The organism is Algoriphagus sp., assembly GCF_029254265.1.
Taxonomy (GTDB): domain Bacteria; phylum Bacteroidota; class Bacteroidia; order Cytophagales; family Cyclobacteriaceae; genus Algoriphagus.
In genome coordinates this window covers 39,257-62,897 of sequence record NZ_JAQWXX010000103.1, presented here as the reverse complement: position 1 = coordinate 62,897, position 23,641 = coordinate 39,257, and the positions used below count along the sequence as shown (strand labels likewise).

Genomic DNA, 23,641 nt, shown 5'->3' with positions numbered 1-23,641 from the left:
CTGCCAACTGCCAACTGCCAACTGCCAACTGCCAACTGCCAACTGCCAACTGCCAACTGCCAACTGCCAACTGCCAACTGCCAACTGCCAACTGTCTACCGCTCCACTTCTTTCAGATTCTCAATCTTTTTATTTCGTAGGAAGCCATTGATATCTTCAAAGTGTTCTTTCACTCGCTTATTACCAAATTCAAAAACTTTGGTTACCAAGCCATCCAAGAAATCCCGGTCGTGAGATACGATGATGAGTGTACCATCAAAAGCTTTCAAAGCATCCTTAATGATGTCTTTGGTCTTCATATCCAAATGGTTGGTAGGCTCATCGAGAATCAAAAGATTTACTGGTTCTAGCAAGAGTTTGATCATCGCTAGCCTAGTCTTTTCCCCGCCGGAAAGTACTTTCACCTTCTTGTTGATATCATCTCCCTTGAACATAAAAGCACCGAGAATATCCTTCACCTTGGTTCGAATTTCCCCTACGGCGATATGATCGATGGTTTCGAAAATAGTTAGGCTTTCATCCAAAAGTGAGGCTTGATTTTGGGCGAAATAACCGATCATCGCGTTATGGCCTAATTCACATTTGCCTTCAAATTCGATCTCGTTCATGATCGCTTTGATCATTGTGGATTTTCCTTCACCATTTTTTCCAACAAAAGAAACTTTCTGTCCTCGTTCGATGGTCATAGCAGCGTTTTTAAAAACGACATGATCGCCATAGCTTTTACTCATGTCTTCCACGATCACCGGATAATTTCCAGATCTTGGAGAAGGAGGAAAGCGGAGTTTCAATGCGGAAGTATCCACTTCGTCTACTTCGATAATCTCCATTTTTTCGAGCATTTTCACTCTTGATTGTACTTGAAGTGTCTTGGAATACGTGCCTTTGAAGCGATCGATAAAGCCTTGAATATCCGCAATGACCGCCTGCTGCTCCTCGTATTGCTTTTGCTGCTGCTCCCGACGCTCTCTTCGGAGTTCAAGGTAGTGGCTGTACTTGGCTTTGTAATCATACATTCGGCCCATGGTGAGCTCAATGGTCCGAGTGGTAATATTATCTACGAAGGCTCTATCGTGGGAAATGACCACCACGGCTTTCGCTTTAGTAAGTAAAAAATCTTCCAGCCATTGAATCGATTCAATATCCAGGTGGTTAGTCGGCTCATCAAGAAGAATCAAATCAGGTTTTTGTAAAAGAATCTTCGCCAATTCAATTCGCATTCTCCAACCTCCTGAGAATTCCGATGTAGATCGAGTCAAATCAGTTCTCTCAAAGCCTAAGCCTAGTAATACTTTCTCTACTTCCGCTTCATAATTCACTTCCTCGATTGCGTAGAATTTCTCACTCAATTCTGAAACCTGCTCGATCAGTTTGTAATAGCCATCTGATTCGTAGTCTGTCCGCACAGTCAATTCCTCATTGATTCGCTCGATCTCCGTCTTCATGTAGAGGTAGCTGGCAAAAGCTTTGGAAGTCTCATCCATCACCGAACAATCATCCGAAGTCAGCAAGTGCTGAGGGAGGTAAGCCACCACAAAGTCCTTTGGCGCAGAAACCGAACCCGAACTTGGCTTAGTCTGTCCTGCGATGATCTTCAGAAGGGTGGATTTTCCTGCACCGTTTTTACCCATAAGGGCAATTTTGTCGGTGTCGTTGATGGCAAAGGAAATATTACTAAAGAGGGTGGAACCGCTGTGAATGACGGCGACATTATCTACTGAGATCATTGGCTTGGAATTGAAAGGGCAAAGGTAGATTTTAAAGGCAGAAATTAGAAGTTAGAAATCAGAAATAAAAAAAACCGCCCCGAACTAAATCGGAGCGGTTTCCAAGCAACGGACATCGGTCACCCAACATCCAACAAATATTTAAGCATTCACGCCCAGGACTTTCGCCATTGTAGCTCCGATCTCCGCCGGAGAATCTACTACGTGAATTCCATTTTCTCTCATGATTCTCATTTTGGCAGCAGCAGTATCATCAGCACCTCCGATGATCGCACCAGCGTGTCCCATTCTACGTCCTGCGGGAGCAGTCTGACCTGCAATGAATCCTACTACAGGCTTTTTGTTTCCAGTCTCTCTGATCCACTTAGCAGCATCTGCTTCATAGTTACCCCCGATTTCTCCGATCATGACGATTGCGTCAGTCTCAGGATCATCCATCAGCAATTGTACTGCTTGCTTGGTAGAAGTACCGATGATTGGATCACCTCCAATACCGATAGCTGTAGAAACACCCAAACCTGCTTTAGCGACTTGATCAGCTGCTTCATAAGTTAAGGTTCCAGACTTGGACACGATGCCGATTCTTCCTGATTTGAAGACGAAGCCAGGCATGATACCTACCTTTGCTTCACCTGGAGTGATTACGCCAGGACAGTTAGGGCCGATAAGAGTTGCTCCCCTTTCCTGAATATAAGGCTTTGCTTTCATCATATCTGCTACAGGGATTCCTTCAGTAATAGCGATGATTACCTTAATTCCAGCGTCAGCAGCTTCCATAATTGCATCGGCAGCAAATGCCGGTGGAACAAAAATAATTGAAGTGTCTGCACCAGTTTTTTGAACGGCTTCTTCTACAGAGTTGAAAACAGGTTTTTCCAAATGGATAGTCCCGCCTTTGCCTGGAGTCACGCCACCGACCACGTTAGTGCCGTATTCGATCATTTGCTGTGCGTGAAAAGAGCCCTCTGACCCGGTGAATCCTTGTACGATTACCTTGGAATTTTTATTTACTAGTACACTCATGATGCGATTTCTAAAGTTTGCACAAAAATAGGAGAATCATCCCGGCTTCAAAAGAAAAGTCTAACTATCTCTGTTTAAATTAACTTGAAAAATCTTTTTTATCTTGCTCCGATGGTTTATCAAATCCGCTATATCAGCATCTTAATTCTGATACTTCTTGCAGGCAATTCCGTAGTTTTTTCACAGGATTTTAATTTTAACACAAATCCTAAAGGAGTAAACCTACCCGTACAAAATGTGCTTCAGGTAGCACAGGATACCCTCGGGAGGATGTGGTTTTCTACAGTAAGGGGAGTTTATTATTCCGATGGGATACAGACTCATTCGTTGGAAGAATCTGTTGCTGCGGAATTTGATTTTAGTATTTCCCTCCACATCGATGAAGATGGCATAATCTGGCTTTTTAATCAGAATGGTCTTCCTAAACTATTTAAAGGAGGCTATGGGAAATGGGAAGAGGAGAAATTGCCATAGATTTTGGGACTAAGCAAAGTAATCGTATCATATTTTTTTCGATAGGAAAAGGAAAGGAGAAGCAATTTTTTCTGGATACGGAAAATATATTGGTGACCTGGAAGTCCGACCTGAAAGATTTCAAGCAACTTCCTAGACCAGATTTCAAAGAATCAGGCCGTTTATTTTCAGTGACCAAATTTGAAGGTAAAGAATATTTTTTCTTTGAGCAGCTAACTGCCAAATTAACCGGAGATCAGTTGGAGCCTTTTCTTTTTCAAGGAATTGATCTTCCCGGAGTCCCAGTTGTAGTCAAGCCCTCTCCGTTTTCTGATGAGTTTTATTTCTTAGGAAAAAACTATTTAGCCAAAGGATCTGAATTTAATAAACCTACCAGCTTGGTGGATTCAAATATTTCTGAATCAGATTTTATAAGCGAAACACATTACGGACTTTTCTTTAGGGCGGATAATGTGTTTTACTTTTTCAATTCCCAACTCAGGAAAATTGCCAGTTACAATCGTTTTCCCCTGATTTTAGAACTAAATAACCTTTTGAATGCTTTTTTTATTCATGATGCAATTACAGACAGAGAGGGGATTCTTTGGATTGCGACTTCCCGAGGTATTGTCAATTTGAATAGTTTGAAATTTCAGAATTATGGAAGATTTCGACTGGACTTGATGTCTGAAGAGATCTCGGCTATTTTAGAACTTGATCAAGGAAATTTTCTTTTTGGTTTTAACAACGGGATACAGAAATTTTCTCGAATGGAAATGACCACAGTCTACCGTGATTCATTTGCCTCAGGAACACCGCAGGAGCGAATTATAAATTTCAGCCAAGACCCAGAGTCAGGTATAGTTTGGTTTTCAGCAAATCAAGGGGGAGTAGGGAAGTATTTTCCTGAAACTGATAAAACAATTCATTTTGCTCCTCCTACCAACGTTTCTATTTCATCTGTAGTTATAGTGGGTGACAGTGTGATAATGGCTGGGCCCAAGTCAGTTTACATCGCTCCAAAGTCTGCACAAGGAACCCAGCTTTATAAGCGAAATCTCATTGGGGAAATCCAAGAATTAATCGATCAGCCGATTTATTTTTTTCGAAAAGCTTCCAAATTAAAAGATGGAAGAATAGTGGTCATGGCAGGTAAAAAATATATTGATCAACCTCCGCTGCAGCAGAATGATAGGTTTGTAATCGTCCAAGGGTTTGATGTTTTGGAGACAGATGAAGGTTTGCTCATTGCCTCAGATGAGGGACTAAAAATATTTAAAAACAATGAAGTTCTTCCCTATTCGCTAAAAGGCGAACAGATTGATAACCCTGTTTATTGCTTGATTAAGGACTCAAAAGGAAATATTTGGCTAGGTACCGATCAGGGGATTGTGAGGATAAATCAAGAAGGGGTATTAAGATACGATGAGAGTAATGGGTTGATAGGAAATGAAATTAACCGAGGAGCATTACTTGAAAGCAAATCCGGGAAAATCATTATTGGCACTTTAAAGGGTTTTTCGGTTTTCTTTCCCGAAGAGAAGTTTGAGGCGACTGGAGCGCCAAAGATCTATCTTGAATCCTATAAAGTAGGGCCAAATATTAACCAGAGTTCTGAAAACCTAAACGTCTCTTTTTCTGAAAATACGTTTGAGGTAGAATACCTTGTGACAGGATTTAATGAAGAAAAGGATCTCTGGATTCACTACCGTATAAATGGACCAGAAGAGGGCGGCGAGTGGACAATTCTCAAAGATCCAAAAGCGACACAGCTTTTTTTCACAAACCTTCCTCCCGGGAACTATAAACTAGAAATGAAAGCATCTTATGAAGGTGAGAATTTTTCTGAGAAGGTTTCTTCAAAGCCTTTTCAAATTGCTAAGCCGATTTACCTGCAAATTTGGTTTTTGTTCCTAGTCGTCTCTTTCTTGATTGGATTGGGAATATTGATAAACATTTTATTTCAGCAACTTCGGAAATTGGGATTGTTGAAAGTTGCTTTTGACAATAAAGAAAAAGAAAAAATCGCATCGGAACAGCAATTCAAAAATGTTTGGGATAGCTCCAAAGGTTGCTTGATTTTAACCTTGGATTCGGAAGAAATCGTTGCTGTAAACCCATCATTCGCAAGATTGATTGGTGAGAAAGAAACTGCCTTACCCGGTAAATTTATGCATGAGCTTTTTAGTGAGCCGGGTTTTTGTCAAAATAAAATACAGATGTTTGAGCCGGAAAACATCTCCAAATTAGAGCAGGGGATTTCTTTGGAAGCTGTATTTCCTTGGAAAAGTAATTCTGTGGAGATGATGCTTTACACAAAATTGATTCAAAAAGATTACCGAGGTCAAAACTTGATTATGTGTATTTTCAGGGATATCTCTTTGGAAAAAGTAATTGAAAATAGTCTTCGGGATGCGAAAGAAAAAGCAGAAGAGGCGAATCGGTTTAAATCCAGCTTACTGTCTAATATCAGTCATGAAATACGAACTCCACTAAATGGGATCTTAGGAGGTACGGAACATATCATGATGAATCATGAGGAAGATAAAGTATTGATTTCTCAACTGGATATCATTTTGCAAAGTGGTGAACGCTTGCTAAGCACAATTAACTCCATATTGGATATGGCGAAAATTGAAGCCAATAAAATGGATGTACATTTCGAGCCAATTGAGATCAATAATTTTATAAACACAGTAGTAAAACCCTTAAAAAACCTTGCAAATCGAAAAGGAATCGTGCTTCGCGAAACTTACCTTTCCTCCTCTATTCTGGGAAATACAGATAAGAGATTTTTAGAAATGATCTTAAACAATATCATCAGTAATGCCATTAAATACACTGAAGAGGGCGAAATTCACCTACAGGTAGATCGGCAGGATGGAAAGCTTCTGTTGAAAATAGAAGATACAGGAGTAGGGATGTCGGAGGAGTTTATGGCAAAAATTTTTCAACCCTTCGAGCAAGAAAGTACTGGAAACGATCGTCTATTTGATGGAACTGGCATAGGACTAAGTATCACCAAAAATCTAATCGATTTGCTGAAAGGTACCATTGATGTCCAAAGCATGAAGAACACTGGAACTATGATCACTATCAAAATTCCTATCTAAGCATATAATTTTTGTATTTTCAGCACATATTTATAAGAAAAAAAGAAAAGAACCTGAATGTTTAGCCTCAAAATACTCATCGTAGAAGATGACGCAGTTTCTGCACTTCTACTTCAAAAAGCCTTGGAAAAGAATAAGCATGAAATTTTAGGGATTGCTGATTCTGGTGAAAAAGCTTTGGAGCTTCTGACTCAAAATCATGCCGATATCGTAATGATGGATATCAATTTGGCTGGGGAACTTGATGGGATCAAAACCACCGAGATTATCAATGAAAAATATGATATCCCAGTTGTCTACCTCAGTGCTAGTTCAGATGCAGAGACTTTGAATAAAGTAGTAGGCACTAACCCAAGTGCTTACGTAATTAAGCCATTCAATATCCGAGAACTGAACATGGTTATTGAGTTGGCGATTTTTAAGGATAGAAAAGAAAAAGAACTGCAAAAGCTCAATAATGAGTTGGAAGAAAAAGTTAAGCAGCGGACTGTAGAACTCTATGATGCCAACAAGGAATTGACAAAGGCACTGGAGAAAGAACGAGAAATTAATGAGTTGAAATCCCGAATCGTTTTGAACGTGTCGCATGGATTTAAAACCCCTTTAACATCTATTCTTAGCTCAGCTCAGTTGCTCCAAATTTACGGAGAGAAGGATCATCCTTTTAAGGTTAAGATTGCAAAGCATGCAGGTAAAATTGAAAATTCGGTAAGAGCATTGAATAATTTATTGACAAGCGTTCTGTTTTTTGGGAAAGCCGATGCCGATCAAATGAAATTTCGTCCAAAAAAGATGTTCATGGGTGCATTTCTTAAAGAGCTAATGGATACCCTGAATGCAGGCAAAGAAAACGATGTGGAAATTAAAATGGAGACGGGGAATATTCCAAAAACTCTCACCACTGACTCAGAGTTGCTTTACCAAATATTTGAAAATTTGCTTTCCAATGCAATCAAGTACTCTTCAGATGGTCAGAAGGTTGATTTTAATATTTCATTCGAGAATGGTCAATTGATCAGTACAATCCGGGATCAAGGTATTGGTATTCCCAAAAGTGAACAAGATCAGCTATTCGACCGTTTTTTTCGAGCAAAGAATGTAGGTATCATAGAGGGCTCAGGCCTCGGACTTTCCATTGTGAAAAAATGTATTGAGGTGATGAAAGGAACCATAGAATTTGAAAGTGTAGAAGGAAAAGGAACAACATTCAAGGTCACAATTCCAGTTAGTAAATAAAATGCTGCTTTCCTGTCAAAATTTAAGCGTTACTCATGCTGGCCAAAAGAATTTAAATTTTCTTGATTTTGAATTAGAAAAAGGAGAATCTCTTTTGGTATTAGGGAATTCAGGTAGCGGCAAGACCACCTTGCTAAACCTTATTTCAGGATTACTCAAGCCTCATACTGGCTGTGTCTTATTGGATGGTGTGGATTTGAATTCACTTTCATCACAAGAAATGGATCGGCTTCGTGGGTCTGAAATAGGAATTGTTTTTCAAAAACCTCACCTCATCGCGGCACTTTCTGTGAAAGAAAACCTTCAGATTGCAAAGTCTTTTTCCCACAAGAAAGGTCAAAATATCGATTCGTTGCTTGCTGTTTTAGGACTCGAATCAAAGGCTAATTCATCCATAAATACCCTAAGTGAAGGAGAAGCGCAGCGCGTATCTATCGCAAGAGCTTTGGTGAATTCACCAAAGTTGATTCTAGCAGATGAGCCTACTTCAAGTCTGGATGATGAAAATACGAGTAAAGTGATCCAATTATTGAAAAATCAAGCACAAAGTATCGGTGCCGGTTTGATTATAGTTACGCATGATCAGCGGGTTAAAGCCCATATTTCCAATTTTATTGAAGTGAAAAGCGCATGAATCTGATCAAGCTAAGTTGGAAATATTTAACGTTTAGACCACTTTCTACAGGTTTGAATGTTTTGTTGCTAGCTCTTGGACTAGCAATCATGACTGTTTTAATTCTGATTCAGGATCAGTTTGAAAAGAAAGTGACCACAGATGCAAAAGGAATTGATCTGGTAGTAGGAGCTAAAGGAAGTCCACTTCAACTGGTCTTATCAAGTGTCTATCATGTGGATTTCCCCACAGGAAATATTCCGATGGAAGAGGCTCAAAAACTAGCCAAAAATCGGCTGGTGAAAGGCGTCATCCCTTTAGCACTTGGAGATAATTTCAAAGGGTTCAGGATAGTAGGAACGAATTACGACTACTTGAAAGTCTATGAGTCCATCCCAAAATCCGGTTCGCTTTGGGAATATCCATTCGATGTGGTTTTAGGGTCTGAAGTTGCTTTGCAAACTGGACTTTCTGTTGGAGATTCTTTCGCCGGTAGCCATGGAATCAGCGTTGGCAGCCACGATCATGATCAGCATGATTATAAAGTAGTTGGTGTTTTGGAGCAAAAGGGAAATGTTCTAGATCGCTTAGTACTTACCAGTATTGAGTCAGTTTGGTTGACTCATGATGAATCAGAAACTGAGACTGATTCACTTAACAATTCCTTGCCATTGGAATCTGTAAATCATGAAAAATTTCATCAGAAAGTAGCACAAACAGGCTTCCCTGATTCGGATCAGCCACGGGAAATCACCTCGCTTTTGATCCAATACCGAAATCCTATGGCGGCGATTCAACTGCCAAGAATGATCAATTCAAGAACAACGATGCAAGCTGCTTCGCCCTCATTTGAGATGGCGCGCCTGTTTGAGTTGCTTGGAGTAGGAGTGAGTTTATTGCAGGGGTTGGCTATAGTTCTTTTGGGGATATCAGGGATAGGGATTTTTATTGCACTGTATAATTCTTTGAAAGAAAGAAAATATGACTTGGCTATCCTCAGAGCGATTGGGGCTTCAAGGTTTCAGTTGTTGTTTTTAGTCTTTTTGGAAGGAATCATGCTTACCTTTATCGGCGCACTCATTGGAATTTTATTGGGGCATTTATTTCTACAAATTCTTGTTAATCAGAATGATACTGGAGTTGTTGCTGCTTTCGAATCTTGGGTATTCTTAAAAGAAGAACTTTGGCTAGTGATCTATGCGTTAAGTGTTGGGTTACTTGCATCAATGATTCCAGCATTTTCAGCCTATAAAACAGATATTTCAAAGCAACTCACCCGAGGGTAAGGAATTATAAAAAGAAAAATAAGTCTATGAAAAATTATAAATCAGCTCTTTTGGTAATAGGATTCACCATACTAAGTCAAAGCGGAGTATTTGCCCAGACCCAGAATGTGTGGAAAAGCCTTTCCGAAGTTTCTTATAAAATCAGCGAAGATCAGTTTGGGGAGCTTTATGTCCCTGTCTTCTCTGCTAACATTACCAAGTTAGAAGGGAAAGTAGTGGAAGCTGATGGTTACATTATTCCTTTTGAAGGTATGTTTAAACCTGAGCATATCATCCTTTCTAGTTTACCGCTTGCGGAGTGCTTCTTTTGCGGCTCGGGTGGTCCGGAAACTGTCATGGAAGTCATGCTTTCCAATCCGATCAAATACACCTCTAATAGAGTCAAGGTTCGTGGCAAACTAACCTTGAATAGTAAAGATCCTGAAAAGCTGATGTACATTCTTAAAGATGCCACCTTGGTGAATTGAGAATGAATCATCAAGGATTTTAAACCATAAAAGCCGAAGTATACCTTCGGCTTTTGTGTTAATTCTAGAGTTTTTCCTTCGCTATTGTTCTTTTAGTAGCAAAGCTCTTTTTCTAAAGCTTTGAATTTTTCCAGAATTTCTAATGATCGTTTTCCAACTTTCCCAGTTCCTATTTTATGATTGTCTACTTGAGTCACTGGAAGAAGAACTTTTGTAGTACTCGTAATAAAGACTTCATCTGCTTCTAACATTTCTTCAAAATAAACCGGACGAACAGCTACATCCCCTACAATATCCATCACATGCTTTCGAGTGATTCCTCTTAGCACATGTTTCTCCGGCGTACTAACAAGGCCATCTTTGATGATGAAGATGTTACTTCTTGAACTTTCGCTGATTTCTCCGTCCATATGGTAAATCACATCCTCAGCACCTGCATCTTTCCATTGTTTACTATGCCATACAGGATAGGCATAATTGGTGGTTTTTATTTCAGCGATCGAGCGTACATATTCAAGAGAAAGCAATTTAATACCAGTTTCATACTTTTCCTGCGCAGGGAAAATCAAGGATTCTGCAAAAATGAAAAGTGTTCCTTTTGCAGGTGAAAAATGATTTTCAGAAACACCACCACTCAATACTAATCGAAGCCCTCCTTCTTTAAGGTCATTTTTCTCGATGAGATCTTTGATGATTTGTCTTAATTCCTCTCTAGAATACTCCAAAGGAATAAATGTTTTTTCAGCTGAGGCAATAAAACGATCAAGGTAGTGCTCCAAAAAAAGAGGAACGTAATTCACTGTTCTTAAGAAATCAAAAATCCCATAGCCACGGATTATTGCCAAATCCATTGGATGAATGGTTGCACTCTCTGTTGGGATGATTTTGCCATTGGCAAAGCAAAATAGTTTCATAGCAATTTGAATAAGTTGACTAAAATTACTGCCTGACTTTGGATTAATTGCAAAGAGTTTTTGCAAATCTTTAGGGGAATAAAAAGTAAATTTGCGCTGTAATCACTCAAAATCTTGAAATCTAGCATGACTCTGAATATCACACTTCGGTATTCTTCTAATGCGAGATTCCATTTGAACTTTAAAAATGAAATTATAATCGTATGAGATATTTTAGAATCCTTCCCGCATCACTTCTTTTGTTGTTTTTTACCTCATGTGAGCCAAGCCTAGTCGAGCAGAACAAAGAAAAAAGAGCAGAAGTGATAGCTGTCCATGATGAAGTGATGCCGAAAATGGGTACCCTCAAAAACTTGGAGAAGGAAGTTCAGGCAAAAATAGAAGCACTTGAAATGTCCGAAAATCCGGATTTGAATGAGATTGAAAATCTTAAAGCTTTGGCCTTTGATCTAAATGCAGCATACGAAGGGATGTTTGTCTGGATGCGTCAGTATTCTATTGAAGACGAAGGGAAGTCTCCTGAAGAGATCAAGCTTTATCTTGAAGAGCAGATGGTAAAAGTCAATGAGGTAAACGCTGATATCAAAGCTGCTTTGGAAAAAGCTCAGGAGGTTTTGAAGGATTAATTCAAACCTTCTGGAGCTTTTTTTAAGTAAGTTTCCACCTCAGAGGAGAGAATAACACCCTCGCTCATTCCCCATATATTATAGAGGTAAGTGCTGATTTGAGAGATTTCCAAAGGTGTTAGATTTGGATTTGCAGGCATGGCTTGATTATATGCTTGACCATTCACCAAGATTTCTCCTTTTTGCCCATTCCGCATGATCCATGCTGTTCTAGAGATGCTTTCCCGGAAATAATCTGCGTTTTTGAGTGGTGGGATTAATTTTCCAAGGCCTTCACCCGTACTTTGATGGCAGTTTGCACAATAGTTTTCGTATAGTCTTTTCCCTTCAATGGCATATTTCATCACTTCAGGATCTGAGATCCCCGCAAGTGTGTTTTCATCATTGGTGGCTTTTGGCGAACAAGAAGTGATGACTAGCAAAATCAAAATTAGGATTCTCATTTCCCAAGAAGTTTTGGAATATCATTGATCAATCGATCGACTTGATCTGCTTTTGTTCCGTCATAGACTCCACGAATATGGCCCTCTTGGTCTACCAGAATGAAGGCGCCAGAGTGGAGGAATCCTCCCGGCTCTGCCTGATCTGCCATAGCAGTAGTCAGGTAGCTTGTTTGTCCAATTTCAAAAATCTTTTCTTGATCGCCTGTTAGAAAATTCCAAGTGGAGGCATCTTCGATTCCAAGTTTCTGAGAATAATCCCTTAAGACCTCTTGAGTATCGTAAGTGGGATCAATGGAGTGACTCAGAATCAAAAAATCAGGATTGGAATCGAACTTTTCATAAACCCGAAGCATCTCTTTTTTCATGATTGGACAAATGGTAGGGCAGGTAGTAAAGAAAAAATCGGCTACATACACTTTGCCTTCCACTGTTTTACTGGAGATAGTGTCTCCTAATTGATTTATAAATTCAAAATCTGCAATTTGATGGTAAACCGTATCCTGACCTTCCAAGTACCAGTTACCAAGTTTTGGAAGTGGTTTTTCGGCCTCTGAGGTATTGGAAGGGGTGCATTGCCAACTTGTGATTGCAAGGATGAGAACCGAGAGAATTGATAAAGCAGATTTCATTGGTGATTAAGATTTTGTTCTATACTTTTTATAAAGGCGGATAGCAATCATTAGGGTGATACCCAATCCCAACAATCCTAGGATTCCCCATACCATGCTCATCGTATTTTTCAAAACGATAAGGAAGACAATGGCAAATAATAGCAGCGTCGAGGCTTCGTTCCAAAGTCTCAACTGCGTAGAAGTCCATCGAGTTCTCCCGACCTGCAATTCTTTGAAGAGTTTGTGACAAAAAATATGATATACATATAATAGAACTACAAAACCAAGCTTTGCCTGCATAAAGCCAAGCTCCAAATAGCCCCAACGATAGCTTAGGACAAGCGTGCCGAAGATTAGGGTAAGTACGGCAGAAGGCCAGGTGATAATATACCAGAGACGATATGCCATCAGGTCAAGTTGAGGTTTGAGGATGTCCCGCTCGTTTGCAGGTCGCTCCATCGCTTCGGTCTGATAAATAAATAATCGAACGATATAAAATAGCCCTGCAAACCAGGTGACTACAAAAATGATATGAAGTGCTTTGATGTACTCGAAACCCATTCTCAGAATTTTCGGCTAAATTAAGGCCTAAACTTTACAACCACACTTAAATTTTGAAAAGCACTAAATTCATTTACTATATTCTTGCAGGAATTGTGGTGGCATTGGTCATAATGATTGCCAAAGAATCATTTTTTCAACCCGGTATGGAGCGATTTGAGGGGAAATACAAAGAGCTTGGAACTTACCGAAATGAAAACAATACTGGTCCGGTGATTCGGATTTACGCAGTAAAAGCCATTGATTCGGATTTTGCCTGGATGGAAGAATATGGAAATTCACTTCCACATACCAAGTATGGACGTACGATAGTTTTTTTCTTTAATGGTGAAATCGATGAGGAGATAAAACTTTCTCCAAAAGAACCACACTTTATGCAGGCCTTGGGACCTTATTTAATAGCCAGCTACGAAAAAACTCCAATGGGAGAAATTAGATTTAAATCAGAAAATGAGTAAGCGCTTATCGCTCGAAGAATATCGGAATGGAATTTTAGAGGGTAACCGTGCGATTTTAAGCCGCGCGATTACCCTAGTAGAAAGTGCTTTGGAATCTGATGCAGAATTAGCCTCTCAGCTAGTTCAGGAGATTCTCCCATCAACGGGGAATTCCAAACGGATCGGAATCACAGGTGTACCGGGTGTCGGGAAAAGTACTTTTATTGAATCTTTTGGCAAATTATTGCTGGAAAAAGGTCATAAAGTCGCAGTTCTGGCTGTGGATCCTTCCAGTCAAAAAACCAAAGGGAGCATTCTTGGAGATAAAACAAGAATGGAAAATTTGGCGGCAGATAAGCGAGCATTTATCCGGCCCAGTCCAACAGGATCTACCCTCGGAGGTGTCAGTGCCAAAACCCGGGAAGCCATGCTTCTATGCGAGGCAGCAGGGTTTGATGTGATTTTGATTGAGACGGTTGGGGTTGGCCAATCTGAAACCGCAGTGAAAGGCATGGTGGACTTCTTCTTACTGTTGATGCTGGCGGGCGCTGGAGATGAACTTCAGGGAATTAAAAAAGGGATCATGGAAATGGCTGATGCCCTTTTTATCAATAAGGCAGAAGGCGAAAACTTAGCTCTTGCCAAAAAAGCGAAAGCTAACTATTCCAATGCATTGCATCTTTTTCCTATTGGAGAAAATGGCTGGTCGCCAAAGGTGTTGCTAGGGTCTTCGATTGAAGGGACTGGTCTGGAGGAAGTTTGGAAAATGATTTCTGAGTTTGAAGCAATCACCGTGGAGAGAGGTTTTTGGCAAGAGAATCGTGAAAATCAACGTTTGAACTGGCTGAATGAATATGTTCAGGATTTATTAGGCAAAGCTTTTCTCTCAGACAAAAAGGTCAATGATTTATTGGAAGCTTCCAAAGTTCGAATCAAATCAGGTGAATTAAGTCCGATCATTTTGGCTAAAAAATTGACTCAGCTATTTCTAAAATCTTAAAATTCATAATCATGAGATTTTTCCTGACCATTTTTTCAATCCTATTTATCTCCTGCTCCCCAGAAAAGTCGGAAATGAATACTGATTTGAAATCAGTTATCAAAAACTTTTCAAAGGAAACCTGTATAGATGAATCGTGCGCAACAGTAAATTTCACTTGGCCTGAGTTTGAAAAAAGTGAAATAGGGGATAGGCTTAATAAGGCGATACAAGAGCAATTACTGTCCTATTTTTACTCAGATTCTGTGGGGAAGACCACTTTGGAAGAACAAACTGATAGCTATCTAAATAGCTTTTTGGATACCAAAACAGATTTTCCTGATATGTCCGGAGGCTGGGAAATAGAAGTTGAGGCAGCGATTAGTTTTGACTCGCTTAATACGCTTACTGTTTTTTTTACAGAGTTTAATTACAGTGGAGGGGCCCACCCAAATTCCAGCAATTACTTTATGAATTTTGATCGGAATACGGGCGAATTTTTGTCAATAGATCGTCTTATTCTGAATCAAGATAAAATGAAAGAAATCGCTGAAAAGGCCTTCCGGGAGTTTCATGAAGTGGATGCTGAGAAAAGTTTGGAGGAGGATGGAAGATTTTTTCTGCCTGAAACTGGTTTTTTCCTACCAAACGCAATGGGATTCAAGGATGGAAAATTTCACCTGATTTATATTCCATACGAGATTGGCTCCTATGCCATGGGATATACCGAGTTGGATTTTTCTTTGGAAGATTTAAAAGGGATTGTGAGGATGTAAGTTTAACCTAAAAACTCGCGAAAATTGTCTCGATGGATGATTTTGAAATCAGCATTATAGGTTTCTTTAAAGGAGGATGGAGGTGACCATTTTGCATCGGGATTCCATTTAAATTCAAAAGCTTTTAAGCCACCGTCTTTCTCTTCTATATAATCTATCTCCTGTTGATATTTGGTTCTCCAGAAATAGCGATTGGCACGAATTCCATTATACTCCAAGTATTTCATTCGCTCAGTCATGAGAAAGTTTTCCCATAAAGCGCCGATATCTGTTCGCACAGAGATAGGTTGTAGGTTTTTGATTAAGACATTTCGAACACCATTATCATAGAAGTAGATTTTCTTATTGGTTTTGATTTCTTTCCGCAGATTTCGGCTAAAAGTCCCCAAGCGGTAGATGACAAATGCTTGTTCCAAAAGATCTATGTAGCTAATGATTGTTTTGACATCCACTTGAAGCGCCCGCGACAATTCATTATAAGAGACCTCACTACCCATCTGGAAAGCAAGCATTTGCAGGAGACGAAATATAACATCCTGCTTTTTTATGATACCCAAAGCCAAGACATCCTTGTAAAGGTAGCTTTCGGTTAATTCATAAAGTAAGTTCTCCTGATCCCCGACATGAGTGATGATTTCCGGATAAAACCCGTAAACCAGTCGATTGGGTAAGTCTTGTGTAGCAGCAAGATAGCCTACTTGATTCTCAAATTCGCTCCAACTGATCGGATAGAGATGAAATGTTCTCTTGCGGCCAGTAAGAGGTTCCTGAGTCAAACCTGAAAGTTCGAAGGAAGAGGATCCACTCAGAATCAAGCGTACCTCCGGGAATTGATCATGAATGATTTTAGCAGTGAGACCAATATTCTTAATCCGCTGAGCCTCGTCTATAAATACGTATTGCTTATTCCCCAAAATCGATTTGATCTGCAGGGTATTCGGAGTGTCCAGAATTTGTCTGACTGTGGGATCGTCACCATCTAGAAATAGAAAGTCCTTGTTGGAAAGTAAATCTTGAATCAGGGTTGTCTTCCCTACTTGCCTAGGACCGATTAAGAGAATAACTTTTCCATTTTTCAGATTGGAAGAAAGGCTTTTAAGGTGAATTCTATCGAACTTCATGAAATAAAAATACGACTTTTATGGAATTAAATCCACAATAGTCGCGACTTTTATGGATTACAATCCATAAAAGTCGCCTATTTGCTAGTCAACAAAGACATTTTGTTACCTGAAAATGAACTCATTTCAAATCTCAATCCATAAACATAAACCCTGAGGGGCCTCTTCCTACGGACATTGAAAGAATTTCTGTAGGAGTATTATTGTAGATTTTTAGGGTTCCATTTCCCTGAAAACCGTTTGAAAAAGCAAGAATTAGATTTGAGTTTCTTTTATCATATCCAATGCCATAAATCCCTGTTTCAGTAATATAATCTTGCTCAAAAACGCTTTCGAAAATAGAGAGTTTAGTGACAGTATCATTGTAATCTGGCCATCCGGAGCTACTACTCACGTAGATCAGATCATCATTTCCAAAAGCAATTCGACCTGTAGCATTTGGCAATGGAAATCCGGTTTGAATTTTTCTGGTAAAATTATCGAGGTGAAAAGATTGGAAAAATATTTCATCATCCCCGATCGAATACAGCCATAGATCACCTCTCATCTCGAAAAATTGAATAGGTCTTCCCGGGACTTCCAGGGTTTTGAAGATGGTTTCCCTTTCTGCATCTATTATTTCAACTTTTCCTTCTTCAGATCCAGCTACAAACACGTATTTCCCGAAAACAAAAAGGTCCTCCGGCTTATTGGAAACCTTGATTTTCTTCTTGACTGTGCCACCATTTAACCCGTCCACTACGGCGATAAAAGATTCTGGAGTATTGTAAGAAGCATCGTAAGGACCATAATCACTGATGAATAATTTACTTCCTACTACAGCTAAGGATCTTGGCTGATCCAGATCGTCGGATACTGTCCCCAGACTTTTGAAATCGGCTGCATTTACGATTTCTACTTTCCCAGTATTTGCTATCAGGAAAAGCCGATCATTTACTCTTACCATCTCTTCCAATAGTCCTGCAAAAGGTCTGTTGTTCGCAGCTTCAAAAATGTCAGCTTTAAGTTCACCTGTGCTAGGATTCAAATGATATATCTCGCCATCATTACTCCCAAAAGCACCTTCATTCATGATCAGTATACCGGTTTCATATTCCCCAAGCGGTCTGTCTGGATCGCTTTCTGTGCAGGAAATTGAAAGAAAAATAAGGGTGAAAGCCCAAATGAGTTGGTTTAGTTTAAATTTCATAATTGTATTGATAGTGTGAATTGATAAGATCTTCCCGGCATAGGGCGGAGGTAAAGCACCTGGTAACCCTTGTTGAATAAATTATTGACTTGAAAGAGGAGAGGGAGTTTTACTTTTCCCAAAGCAAGTTTTTCGTAAGAAATCCCGAGGTTGAAAAGTTGGTAGGATGGCATCGTCCGTTGACCATCTGTGGTGACTCGTCTTTCCCCGACGAAAAAAGTCCCGATAAAAGTGGAAAAACCATTTCTCGATACAGTGATTTTTCCATTTGCCTGATGTTCTGGTGTATAGGGGAGTTGTTTTCCGATGGCTGGATCGCTTTCACCAATGCCCTTTGTGGAGATTGCCCGACTCCATGTATAAGCCCAGTTTGCTGTGAAGTTCCAGTTTCCCATTTCTGTACTTACCTGACCTTCATATTCGATTCCCTGATTTTGGACTTCTCGGATATTTTCTGGTGTCCAGAAATTTGCTTTGGGAATCCAAATGATCCAATTATCTACCTGCATTCGATAATAAGTGAGGCTATTTTCCCAGCTGATTCCCCCGGTTTTCTGCCAATTCAGACCGATTTCACCGCTTTGGCTTTTCTCAGGGATCAAATCGGGATTTCCTCCCGGTTCCCAAAATCGATCATTCAGTGTTGGCACTTTGATTCCTTTTGCCAAGGAAGCTTTGAGGGAAAGTTGATTTCTCGAGTTTTTCCAAAAATCCCAATCTGCACCCAAGCTTGGAATAAATGGCTCAAATTGATCCAAATAGGCTAATTGTCTCATATTGAGTGAGATTTTTAGGTTTTCCTCAGGTTGAAAGCGAAGTGATTGATAAGACTCGATTCGCTGATCGGAAGCTTGGTAGGTACTGAGTTCTCCTTGGATAAAATTCAACCGGAGTCCTGTTTTCAAGTTCCAGTTTGGTGCCAGAGCACTATCCCAGTCTCCGGATAGAAAATATTGAACCGTATTATTCTCACTTTGATTGAAGAGTTGCTGATCACGGACCAAACCGGTTTTTAGATTCAAAATCGACTTTTCGCCAAAGTGGAAGTAATCAATTGCCATTCTAAAATTCTGATCGCTTTGGATATCATTCGTATTTGAACCCATCACAGGCTGAACCTCTCGATCTGCCTGATTGTACCAAAAACTTGCCTTTAGTTGCGCAGTTTTGCTAAGATTCCAAGCCAAATCCTGAACGACTCCCAATTGCTTCATTTCTGAGTTTTGGGCACTAACGATAGGAGTTCCAGCTTGACCAAGATCTTTGAATTGAAAATCATTTGTGGCAGATTCTCTGTAAAAGCGAGTTTGGGAGCTGAATTTTTCTGAAGAGAAAGATGATTTGAGATAACTGTTGATTTGTCCAAAACTTCCGAATTGTTGGGAAAAAGTGCTGTGAAAGCCTTCAGAAAATGAAATTTTGGTACCCAAATGAATCGAGCCTCCAATAGCTTCATTCCCAAATAAGGCTCCCCCATTTCCAAAATGAATTGCAACCTGATCCACTGCTGCCACTGGCAAAATGGAGAGGTCGGATTGTCCGAGTGAAGGGCTATTGACCGGAATACCATTCCAAAAAACCGAAGTATGTCCCGCTGAAGTACCACGAAAAGAGGGAGAAGCCAGCATTCCGGCTCCATATTGGCGGATAAAAATCGGCGAAGTTTCTTGTAATAAATCGCCAAGAGACCTTCCCTGATAGGAATATAGCTCAGCATTGGAATAGGATTTAATCTTTTGACCTTGAGTAAATCGATCCAAAGGAGGCGCATAGACTTCCACAGGAGTCAAAAGCACAGTGTCTTTACTCTGTAGCTGAAAGCCGAAAAACATACCTATCCAAAGCAACAAACTCATCCCTGATCGAATTAAAATCAAATTCGATTCGGGCTTGAAGAGAAATAGGAAGACATGAAACTGAGCCAAACGAGCTTACCCGCTGACTTTTGATACAAATCTTCTTCGCTTTTCCTCCGAAAGCACAGAATCATGGAATCAGGCAGGTCTCCTGGCTCACCCCAATTTGCCGCCTTCTCATTCCGAATTCGTTTCGGAGCAATGGCTTTTTGTGACAAATCTTTGTGGATCACTCCACAGGGCTTACAGTTGCGGGGACAGCTTCGGCATTTACCGAATTCCCTTTTAATCCCAAGCGCTCAGAATACGAGATTGGGAACCTATTTCCAATGCAAACATAGCTTCATTTCTAAGATGAAAAAAGATCATTGCTTTACTTTTTTGGAAAGGGGAAGTTCTAATCCGTAATTTGCCGACCAATAAATCACCCATTACTCTTGAAAAATCGCTTCGGTCAATTCCTGATTCTCAGTATGATTCTATCCATTTTTGGATGTAATCAGGAGAATTTATCAGTTGCGGTAACTTCTGAAAAAGTTGAATTGTCCTATGCAAAAGGTTTTTCGATTTCGAAGGGAGATGGGTTTTGGGAGATCGAGGTGACTCAGCCTTGGACAGGTGCAGAGGAGACTTTTCGCTATGTGGTCGTAGAAGAAAATGAGAAAATACCTGAGGGTGATTTTGATGGGTTGATCCAGCTACCAATTTCAAGAGTAATATTGACATCGACTACACAAATCCCCCATTTGGATCTTCTTGGAGAAAGTGAAAAGCTAATTGGTTTTCCCCAGCTTGATTTGATTTCATCAAAAATCACAAGGAAGTTGATCGAAGATGGAAAAGTTCAAGATCTAGGTTCCGGTCCTGCAGCGAATCCGGAGATGATCATCGAACTTGATCCGGATTGGGTCATGATTTCTACACTTGGCGATGATTTAAGGTATTTTGAGCTCCTAGAGACGGCTGGAATTTCGGCGATTATCAACGGAGAATATGTAGAACAGCATCCCTTGGGAAGAGCTGAGTGGATTAAGTTTACCGGGATTCTTTTGGGGAAATACGAAGAAGCAAAAGTTGTTTTTGAGCAAGTGGAGAAAGAATATCTTCAAGCGATGGCGTTGGCAAATGAAATCCCGGAAATAGGAAAACCAACAGTTTTAAGCGGGGTGATGTATCAAGATATTTGGTATGCCCCGGGAAGTGATAGTTGGGGTGCCCAAATTCTCAAAAATGCTGGGGGCAACTACGTTTTCGAAGACCAAGCAGGTACGGGAAGTTTGCAGTTGAATTATGAGTTTGTCCTGGAAGAAGCAATGGAGTCGGATTTTTGGATTGGTTCTGCGGATTTTGTTTCCTTGCAAAAAATGGGGGAAATCGAGCCAAGATATCAAGCCATTAAAGCGTTTAAGGATGGAAATGTATTTACATATACCCAGAAAAGAGGGGGTACTGGTGGATTGGAATATTTTGAATTAGGTTACATGCGACCCGATTTAATCTTAAAAGATCTTATGAAAATTCTCCATCCAAACTTACTTCCTGACTATGAGTTGTATTTTTACAAGCAACTCAATGAAAAATAGTCGAACCACTGTTCTCTTTTTTATAGCAATCCTGGCTCTGATATTCAGTTTTCTACTGAACATCAGTTTGGGCTCAGTTTCCATTTATCCTGATGAGATTCTGGAAGGTTTACTTGTTGGGGACTGGATCAAAACTTCCCATGCCCAAATCATCTTAAACTACCGTTTGCCGAAGGCATCAGTGGCAATTTTGGCAGGCATTGGTTTGAGTTTAAGCGGGCTTCAGATGCAGACTTTTTTCAGAAATCCATTAGCAGGACCATTTGTTTTAGGTATTAGTTCAGGTGCTGGTTTGGGCGTGGCTTTGCTGATGTTAGCAGGATCTGCTTTTGGTATCGCAGCCCTTAGTAGCGGTTTGAGTGCCTGGGCAATTGTGGGAGCAGGAACACTTGGAGCAGGTTTGGTGATGGTTTTAGTCAGTTTGGTTGCATGGCGCATCCAAGATAGTATGACTCTTTTGATTGTTGGTTTGATGTTTGGATCGGCAGTTTCTGCGATCGTTTCGGTTTTGTCATACTTTTCTGGAGCGGATGCGCTGAAGCTATTTACCGTTTGGTCTATGGGTAGCCTCGGAGGTTTGGCTTGGCCTCAAGTCTTGGTCTTGAGTACTGTGGTGCTGATCGGGATTTTTCCGATTATATTTTCTGTCAAATCTTTCAATGCGATGTTACTGGGTGAGCGCTATGCAAAAAGTATGGGAGTAAACCCCGCTTACCTACGCTGGATGATGATCCTGAGTACGGGCTTGCTTGCTGGCAGTATTACGGCTTTTTGTGGACCGATTGCATTCATCGGAATTGCAGTGCCTCATCTTGCTCGAATCATTTGGAAGACAGCAGATCATCGGGTCTTATTTCCAGCCACTGCTTTGCTTGGGGCTATTTTGTTGCTATTGTGCGATGTAATCGGACAGCTTCCAGGTTCGGCGCAGACGCTTCCTATCAATGCGGTGACTTCTTTGGTAGGCGCTCCCATTGTGATCGGGTTGGTCTTAAAGAGAAATTTTAGTAAGGAATTCTAGCCATGAAGAAAGCAACAATCATAGCAAAAAATCTGACTCTCGGCTATCCAAATCGAAAACCGAAAAAAGCGGTTCTTGAAAATTTGAGCTTTCAACTTTTTGAAAATGAATTGACTTGTCTCTTGGGGCCGAATGGTGTTGGTAAATCGACTTTGATTAAAGCAATCCTTGGTCAGCTGAAACCATGGGGAGGGGAATTGATTTTGAATAATAAAGATGTCCAAAGCTTTTCAACTTCCGAACTTTCCAAAGCATTGTCTGTAGTGCTTTCGGAGCCGGTACTTCCTGGAAATATGACCGTAGGACAGTTGGTGGCATTGGGGCGAATTCCACATACCGGATGGACAGGTAGACTGGATGCCCATGATCGGGATTTGGTCGAAAACGCACTGTATCTCACCAAAATAGAATATCTCAAAGATGAGCGATTGTCCGAAATCAGTGACGGACAGCGTCAAAAAGCAATGATAGCTCGTGCCTTGGCACAGGACGGGAAGTTGATGGTACTTGACGAACCCACCGCACATTTGGATTTGGTGAACCGCTATCAAATAATGCATCTACTTCGAGAGATAGCTAAGAAACAGCATAAATCGATTTTAGTGGTAACGCACGATTTGGAAATTGCCCTAGAGACAGCCGATCGGCTTCTGCTTTTGGGTGCGGGTGTACCTTTAATTGCCGGACTTCCGGAGGATTTGGTAGTCACTGGTCAACTAGACCGGATTTTACCCGGAGAGGAATTCCTATTTAATATCGAAAAAGGAAAAATTGAACAACGAAAGCCTATTTCAAAAATGATCTTTGAAGGCAATCCTGTAGTTTCTTTCTGGGTGAAAAAGGCACTTGAAAAAGCAGGGATCAACGAATTAGAACACCCTGTTTTTATTTCGGAGGGTGATTTTACCTTGTGTTATTTAGATCAGGAATTTCATCGAATCGGAGAGTTAGTTGATTTTATTTTTAATCAGAAAAGCTATTAGAATAAGCCCGTTATTCAATGGCTGAAAGAGGTTTCTGACATGCAATTTCAGGTAGAATTATAATTCGGATAAAGAAAATTTATATATTTGTCATACTAATTATTGGTATGACACAAGAACAATTTGCTCGCTATTCTTTTCTTCTCGATCGCACGGCGCGAAAAGTGAAGCAATATGCGCAGCAGCAGTTCAAGTCAGGAGACTTTGATGTTACCGTCGATCAATGGTTGGTTTTAAAAAATCTTTCAGAAAATGGTCATTTGAGTCAAACTGAATTAGCCAATTTGGTTTTCAAAGATCATCCAACACTCACTCGAATCCTGGATTTGCTTTGTAAAAAAGGATATGTGGAGCGAGTTCCCCATCCCATGGATCGCCGCAGTTTTCAATTACACCTTACTGAAACCGGGCTGGCGAAGGTCAGCGCACTTCGCCCTCAAATTCTGGAGATTCGAGAAAAAGCATGGGAGAATCTTTCAGATAACGATTTTCAAGAATTCAAGCGAATTCTGGATACGATTTACCAAAATCTAGGTGGTCAGGAATTGGAATAATAAAGTTAGTGCACGAATAATATTTATACGAACAATATTGAGTTTTCAGGGGTTTTCCCATAAAGTCTA

General features: G+C 40.3%; 23 protein-coding genes and 1 riboswitch. Of the genes, 14 read left to right on the top strand and 9 right to left on the bottom strand.

Annotated elements, in window-relative coordinates:
• Window positions 1–95 precede the first annotated feature (95 nt).
• Together P8O16_RS16020 and sucD are read right to left on the bottom strand one after the other, a co-directional pair.
• Window positions 96–1,727 carry an ABC-F family ATP-binding cassette domain-containing protein gene (locus P8O16_RS16020; protein ID WP_300316447.1) on the bottom strand — a complete coding sequence of 544 codons (1,632 nt, stop codon included), beginning with the start codon at window positions 1,725–1,727 and terminating at the stop codon, window positions 96–98.
• A 141-nt stretch (window positions 1,728–1,868) separates the two neighbouring features.
• Window positions 1,869–2,750 (bottom strand): succinate--CoA ligase subunit alpha, encoded by an 882-nt coding sequence (sucD, locus tag P8O16_RS16015; RefSeq protein ID WP_300316446.1) that lies wholly within the window; start codon window positions 2,748–2,750, stop codon window positions 1,869–1,871.
• An 84-nt stretch (window positions 2,751–2,834) separates the two neighbouring features.
• On the opposite strand from sucD, the gene P8O16_RS16010 reads away from it, so the two are divergent.
• From P8O16_RS16010 to P8O16_RS15985, 6 genes are read left to right on the top strand one after another with little or no spacing between them, the layout of a single operon-like run.
• Entirely contained in the window at window positions 2,835–3,224 is a 390-nt protein-coding gene (locus P8O16_RS16010) for a two-component regulator propeller domain-containing protein (RefSeq protein WP_300316445.1), read from the top strand.
• The gene (locus tag P8O16_RS16005) at window positions 3,200–6,316 is read left to right on the top strand and encodes an ATP-binding protein (protein ID WP_300316444.1); all 3,117 of its coding nucleotides are present in this window, start codon (window positions 3,200–3,202) and stop codon (window positions 6,314–6,316) included. The genes P8O16_RS16010 and P8O16_RS16005 overlap by 25 nt, the downstream gene beginning before the upstream one ends.
• 57 nt (window positions 6,317–6,373) lie before the next feature.
• A complete protein-coding gene (locus P8O16_RS16000; RefSeq protein ID WP_300316443.1) occupies window positions 6,374–7,552 on the top strand; it encodes an ATP-binding protein in 1,179 nt (392 codons plus the stop codon).
• 1 nt (window position 7,553) lies between these two features.
• Complete coding sequence (locus P8O16_RS15995; RefSeq protein WP_300316442.1) at window positions 7,554–8,186, top strand: ABC transporter ATP-binding protein; 633 nt, start codon at window positions 7,554–7,556, stop codon at window positions 8,184–8,186.
• Window positions 8,183–9,451, top strand: coding sequence for an FtsX-like permease family protein (locus tag P8O16_RS15990; protein WP_300316441.1), 1,269 nt, complete (start codon window positions 8,183–8,185; stop codon window positions 9,449–9,451). Before P8O16_RS15995 ends, P8O16_RS15990 begins: the two co-directional genes overlap by 4 nt.
• Before the next feature lie 26 nt (window positions 9,452–9,477).
• Window positions 9,478–9,918: a hypothetical protein gene (locus P8O16_RS15985; protein WP_300316440.1), complete on the top strand. Its 441-nt coding sequence runs from the start codon at window positions 9,478–9,480 to the stop codon at window positions 9,916–9,918.
• 92 nt (window positions 9,919–10,010) lie between these two features.
• On the opposite strand, the gene P8O16_RS15980 is transcribed toward P8O16_RS15985, so the two are convergent.
• Window positions 10,011–10,832, bottom strand: a complete 822-nt coding sequence (locus P8O16_RS15980; RefSeq protein WP_300316439.1) for an aminotransferase class IV — start codon at window positions 10,830–10,832, stop codon at window positions 10,011–10,013.
• 203 nt (window positions 10,833–11,035) lie between these two features.
• Here P8O16_RS15980 and P8O16_RS15975 point away from each other — a divergent pair, with 203 nt between their 5' ends.
• A complete protein-coding gene (locus P8O16_RS15975; protein ID WP_300316438.1) occupies window positions 11,036–11,458 on the top strand; it encodes a hypothetical protein in 423 nt (140 codons plus the stop codon).
• Here P8O16_RS15975 and P8O16_RS15970 read toward each other — a convergent pair.
• Genes P8O16_RS15970 through P8O16_RS15960 form a run of 3 tightly spaced genes read right to left on the bottom strand, consistent with a single transcriptional unit; the run spans window position 11,455 to window position 13,073 of the window.
• Window positions 11,455–11,901 (bottom strand): cytochrome c, encoded by a 447-nt coding sequence (locus tag P8O16_RS15970; RefSeq protein WP_300316437.1) that lies wholly within the window; start codon window positions 11,899–11,901, stop codon window positions 11,455–11,457. The genes P8O16_RS15975 and P8O16_RS15970 overlap by 4 nt on opposite strands.
• Window positions 11,898–12,530: an SCO family protein gene (locus P8O16_RS15965; protein WP_300316436.1), complete on the bottom strand. Its 633-nt coding sequence runs from the start codon at window positions 12,528–12,530 to the stop codon at window positions 11,898–11,900. Before P8O16_RS15965 ends, P8O16_RS15970 begins: the two co-directional genes overlap by 4 nt.
• Window positions 12,531–12,536: 6 nt before the next feature.
• Complete coding sequence (locus P8O16_RS15960; RefSeq protein ID WP_300316435.1) at window positions 12,537–13,073, bottom strand: CopD family protein; 537 nt, start codon at window positions 13,071–13,073, stop codon at window positions 12,537–12,539.
• A 53-nt stretch (window positions 13,074–13,126) separates the two neighbouring features.
• Here P8O16_RS15960 and P8O16_RS15955 point away from each other — a divergent pair, with 53 nt between their 5' ends.
• From P8O16_RS15955 to P8O16_RS15945, 3 genes are read left to right on the top strand one after another with little or no spacing between them, the layout of a single operon-like run.
• On the top strand, window positions 13,127–13,531 hold the full coding sequence (locus P8O16_RS15955) for a hypothetical protein (RefSeq protein ID WP_300316434.1): 405 nt from the start codon (window positions 13,127–13,129) through the stop codon (window positions 13,529–13,531).
• Entirely contained in the window at window positions 13,524–14,510 is a 987-nt protein-coding gene (gene meaB, locus P8O16_RS15950) for a methylmalonyl Co-A mutase-associated GTPase MeaB (protein ID WP_300316433.1), read from the top strand. The genes P8O16_RS15955 and meaB overlap by 8 nt, the downstream gene beginning before the upstream one ends.
• A gap of 11 nt (window positions 14,511–14,521) precedes the next feature.
• Window positions 14,522–15,265: a DUF4163 domain-containing protein gene (locus P8O16_RS15945; RefSeq protein WP_300316432.1), complete on the top strand. Its 744-nt coding sequence runs from the start codon at window positions 14,522–14,524 to the stop codon at window positions 15,263–15,265.
• 2 nt (window positions 15,266–15,267) lie between these two features.
• Here the strand turns inward: P8O16_RS15945 and P8O16_RS15940 are convergent, their stop codons facing one another.
• The 3 genes from P8O16_RS15940 to P8O16_RS15930 form a co-directional block, all read right to left on the bottom strand.
• Entirely contained in the window at window positions 15,268–16,386 is a 1,119-nt protein-coding gene (locus P8O16_RS15940; RefSeq protein ID WP_300316431.1) for an ATP-binding protein, read from the bottom strand.
• 133 nt (window positions 16,387–16,519) lie between these two features.
• A complete protein-coding gene (locus P8O16_RS15935; RefSeq protein ID WP_300316430.1) occupies window positions 16,520–17,575 on the bottom strand; it encodes a YncE family protein in 1,056 nt (351 codons plus the stop codon).
• A complete protein-coding gene (locus tag P8O16_RS15930; RefSeq protein WP_300316429.1) occupies window positions 17,572–19,431 on the bottom strand; it encodes a TonB-dependent receptor in 1,860 nt (619 codons plus the stop codon). Before P8O16_RS15930 ends, P8O16_RS15935 begins: the two co-directional genes overlap by 4 nt.
• Window positions 19,432–19,554: 123 nt before the next feature.
• Window positions 19,555–19,770: riboswitch (cobalamin riboswitch) on the bottom strand.
• A gap of 98 nt (window positions 19,771–19,868) precedes the next feature.
• Between P8O16_RS15930 and P8O16_RS15925 the strand changes: the two genes are divergently transcribed.
• From P8O16_RS15925 to P8O16_RS15910, 4 genes are all read left to right on the top strand, one after another.
• Window positions 19,869–21,014, top strand: a complete 1,146-nt coding sequence (locus P8O16_RS15925) for an ABC transporter substrate-binding protein (RefSeq protein ID WP_300316428.1) — start codon at window positions 19,869–19,871, stop codon at window positions 21,012–21,014.
• Window positions 21,004–22,035 (top strand): iron ABC transporter permease, encoded by a 1,032-nt coding sequence (locus tag P8O16_RS15920; protein WP_300316427.1) that lies wholly within the window; start codon window positions 21,004–21,006, stop codon window positions 22,033–22,035. Before P8O16_RS15925 ends, P8O16_RS15920 begins: the two co-directional genes overlap by 11 nt.
• A 2-nt stretch (window positions 22,036–22,037) precedes the next feature.
• Complete coding sequence (locus tag P8O16_RS15915) at window positions 22,038–23,018, top strand: ABC transporter ATP-binding protein (protein WP_300316426.1); 981 nt, start codon at window positions 22,038–22,040, stop codon at window positions 23,016–23,018.
• Window positions 23,019–23,125: 107 nt separating this feature from the next.
• A complete protein-coding gene (locus P8O16_RS15910; protein ID WP_300316425.1) occupies window positions 23,126–23,572 on the top strand; it encodes a MarR family winged helix-turn-helix transcriptional regulator in 447 nt (148 codons plus the stop codon).
• Window positions 23,573–23,641 lie beyond the last annotated feature (69 nt).

Bases quoted from the DNA above. Each gene is read 5' to 3' on its own strand.
- P8O16_RS15945 (WP_300316432.1), top strand. From the start codon at position 14,522: ATGAGATTTTTCCTGACCATTTTTTCAATCCTATTTATCTCCTGCTCC.
- P8O16_RS15965 (WP_300316436.1), bottom strand. From the start codon at position 12,530: ATGAAATCTGCTTTATCAATTCTCTCGGTTCTCATCCTTGCAATCACA.
- P8O16_RS16000 (WP_300316443.1), top strand. From the start codon at position 6,374: ATGTTTAGCCTCAAAATACTCATCGTAGAAGATGACGCAGTTTCTGCA.
- P8O16_RS15995 (WP_300316442.1), top strand. From the start codon at position 7,554: ATGCTGCTTTCCTGTCAAAATTTAAGCGTTACTCATGCTGGCCAAAAG.
- meaB (WP_300316433.1), top strand. From the start codon at position 13,524: ATGAGTAAGCGCTTATCGCTCGAAGAATATCGGAATGGAATTTTAGAG.
- P8O16_RS15990 (WP_300316441.1), top strand. From the start codon at position 8,183: ATGAATCTGATCAAGCTAAGTTGGAAATATTTAACGTTTAGACCACTT.
- sucD (WP_300316446.1), bottom strand. From the start codon at position 2,750: ATGAGTGTACTAGTAAATAAAAATTCCAAGGTAATCGTACAAGGATTC.
- P8O16_RS15910 (WP_300316425.1), top strand. From the start codon at position 23,126: ATGACACAAGAACAATTTGCTCGCTATTCTTTTCTTCTCGATCGCACG.
- P8O16_RS15960 (WP_300316435.1), bottom strand. From the start codon at position 13,073: ATGGGTTTCGAGTACATCAAAGCACTTCATATCATTTTTGTAGTCACC.
- P8O16_RS15940 (WP_300316431.1), bottom strand. From the start codon at position 16,386: ATGAAGTTCGATAGAATTCACCTTAAAAGCCTTTCTTCCAATCTGAAA.
- P8O16_RS15985 (WP_300316440.1), top strand. From the start codon at position 9,478: ATGAAAAATTATAAATCAGCTCTTTTGGTAATAGGATTCACCATACTA.
- P8O16_RS15980 (WP_300316439.1), bottom strand. From the start codon at position 10,832: ATGAAACTATTTTGCTTTGCCAATGGCAAAATCATCCCAACAGAGAGT.
- P8O16_RS15975 (WP_300316438.1), top strand. From the start codon at position 11,036: ATGAGATATTTTAGAATCCTTCCCGCATCACTTCTTTTGTTGTTTTTT.
- P8O16_RS16005 (WP_300316444.1), top strand. From the start codon at position 3,200: ATGGGAAGAGGAGAAATTGCCATAGATTTTGGGACTAAGCAAAGTAAT.
- P8O16_RS15935 (WP_300316430.1), bottom strand. From the start codon at position 17,575: ATGAAATTTAAACTAAACCAACTCATTTGGGCTTTCACCCTTATTTTT.
- P8O16_RS15920 (WP_300316427.1), top strand. From the start codon at position 21,004: ATGAAAAATAGTCGAACCACTGTTCTCTTTTTTATAGCAATCCTGGCT.
- P8O16_RS15930 (WP_300316429.1), bottom strand. From the start codon at position 19,431: ATGAGTTTGTTGCTTTGGATAGGTATGTTTTTCGGCTTTCAGCTACAG.
- P8O16_RS16020 (WP_300316447.1), bottom strand. From the start codon at position 1,727: ATGATCTCAGTAGATAATGTCGCCGTCATTCACAGCGGTTCCACCCTC.
- P8O16_RS15970 (WP_300316437.1), bottom strand. From the start codon at position 11,901: ATGAGAATCCTAATTTTGATTTTGCTAGTCATCACTTCTTGTTCGCCA.
- P8O16_RS15915 (WP_300316426.1), top strand. From the start codon at position 22,038: ATGAAGAAAGCAACAATCATAGCAAAAAATCTGACTCTCGGCTATCCA.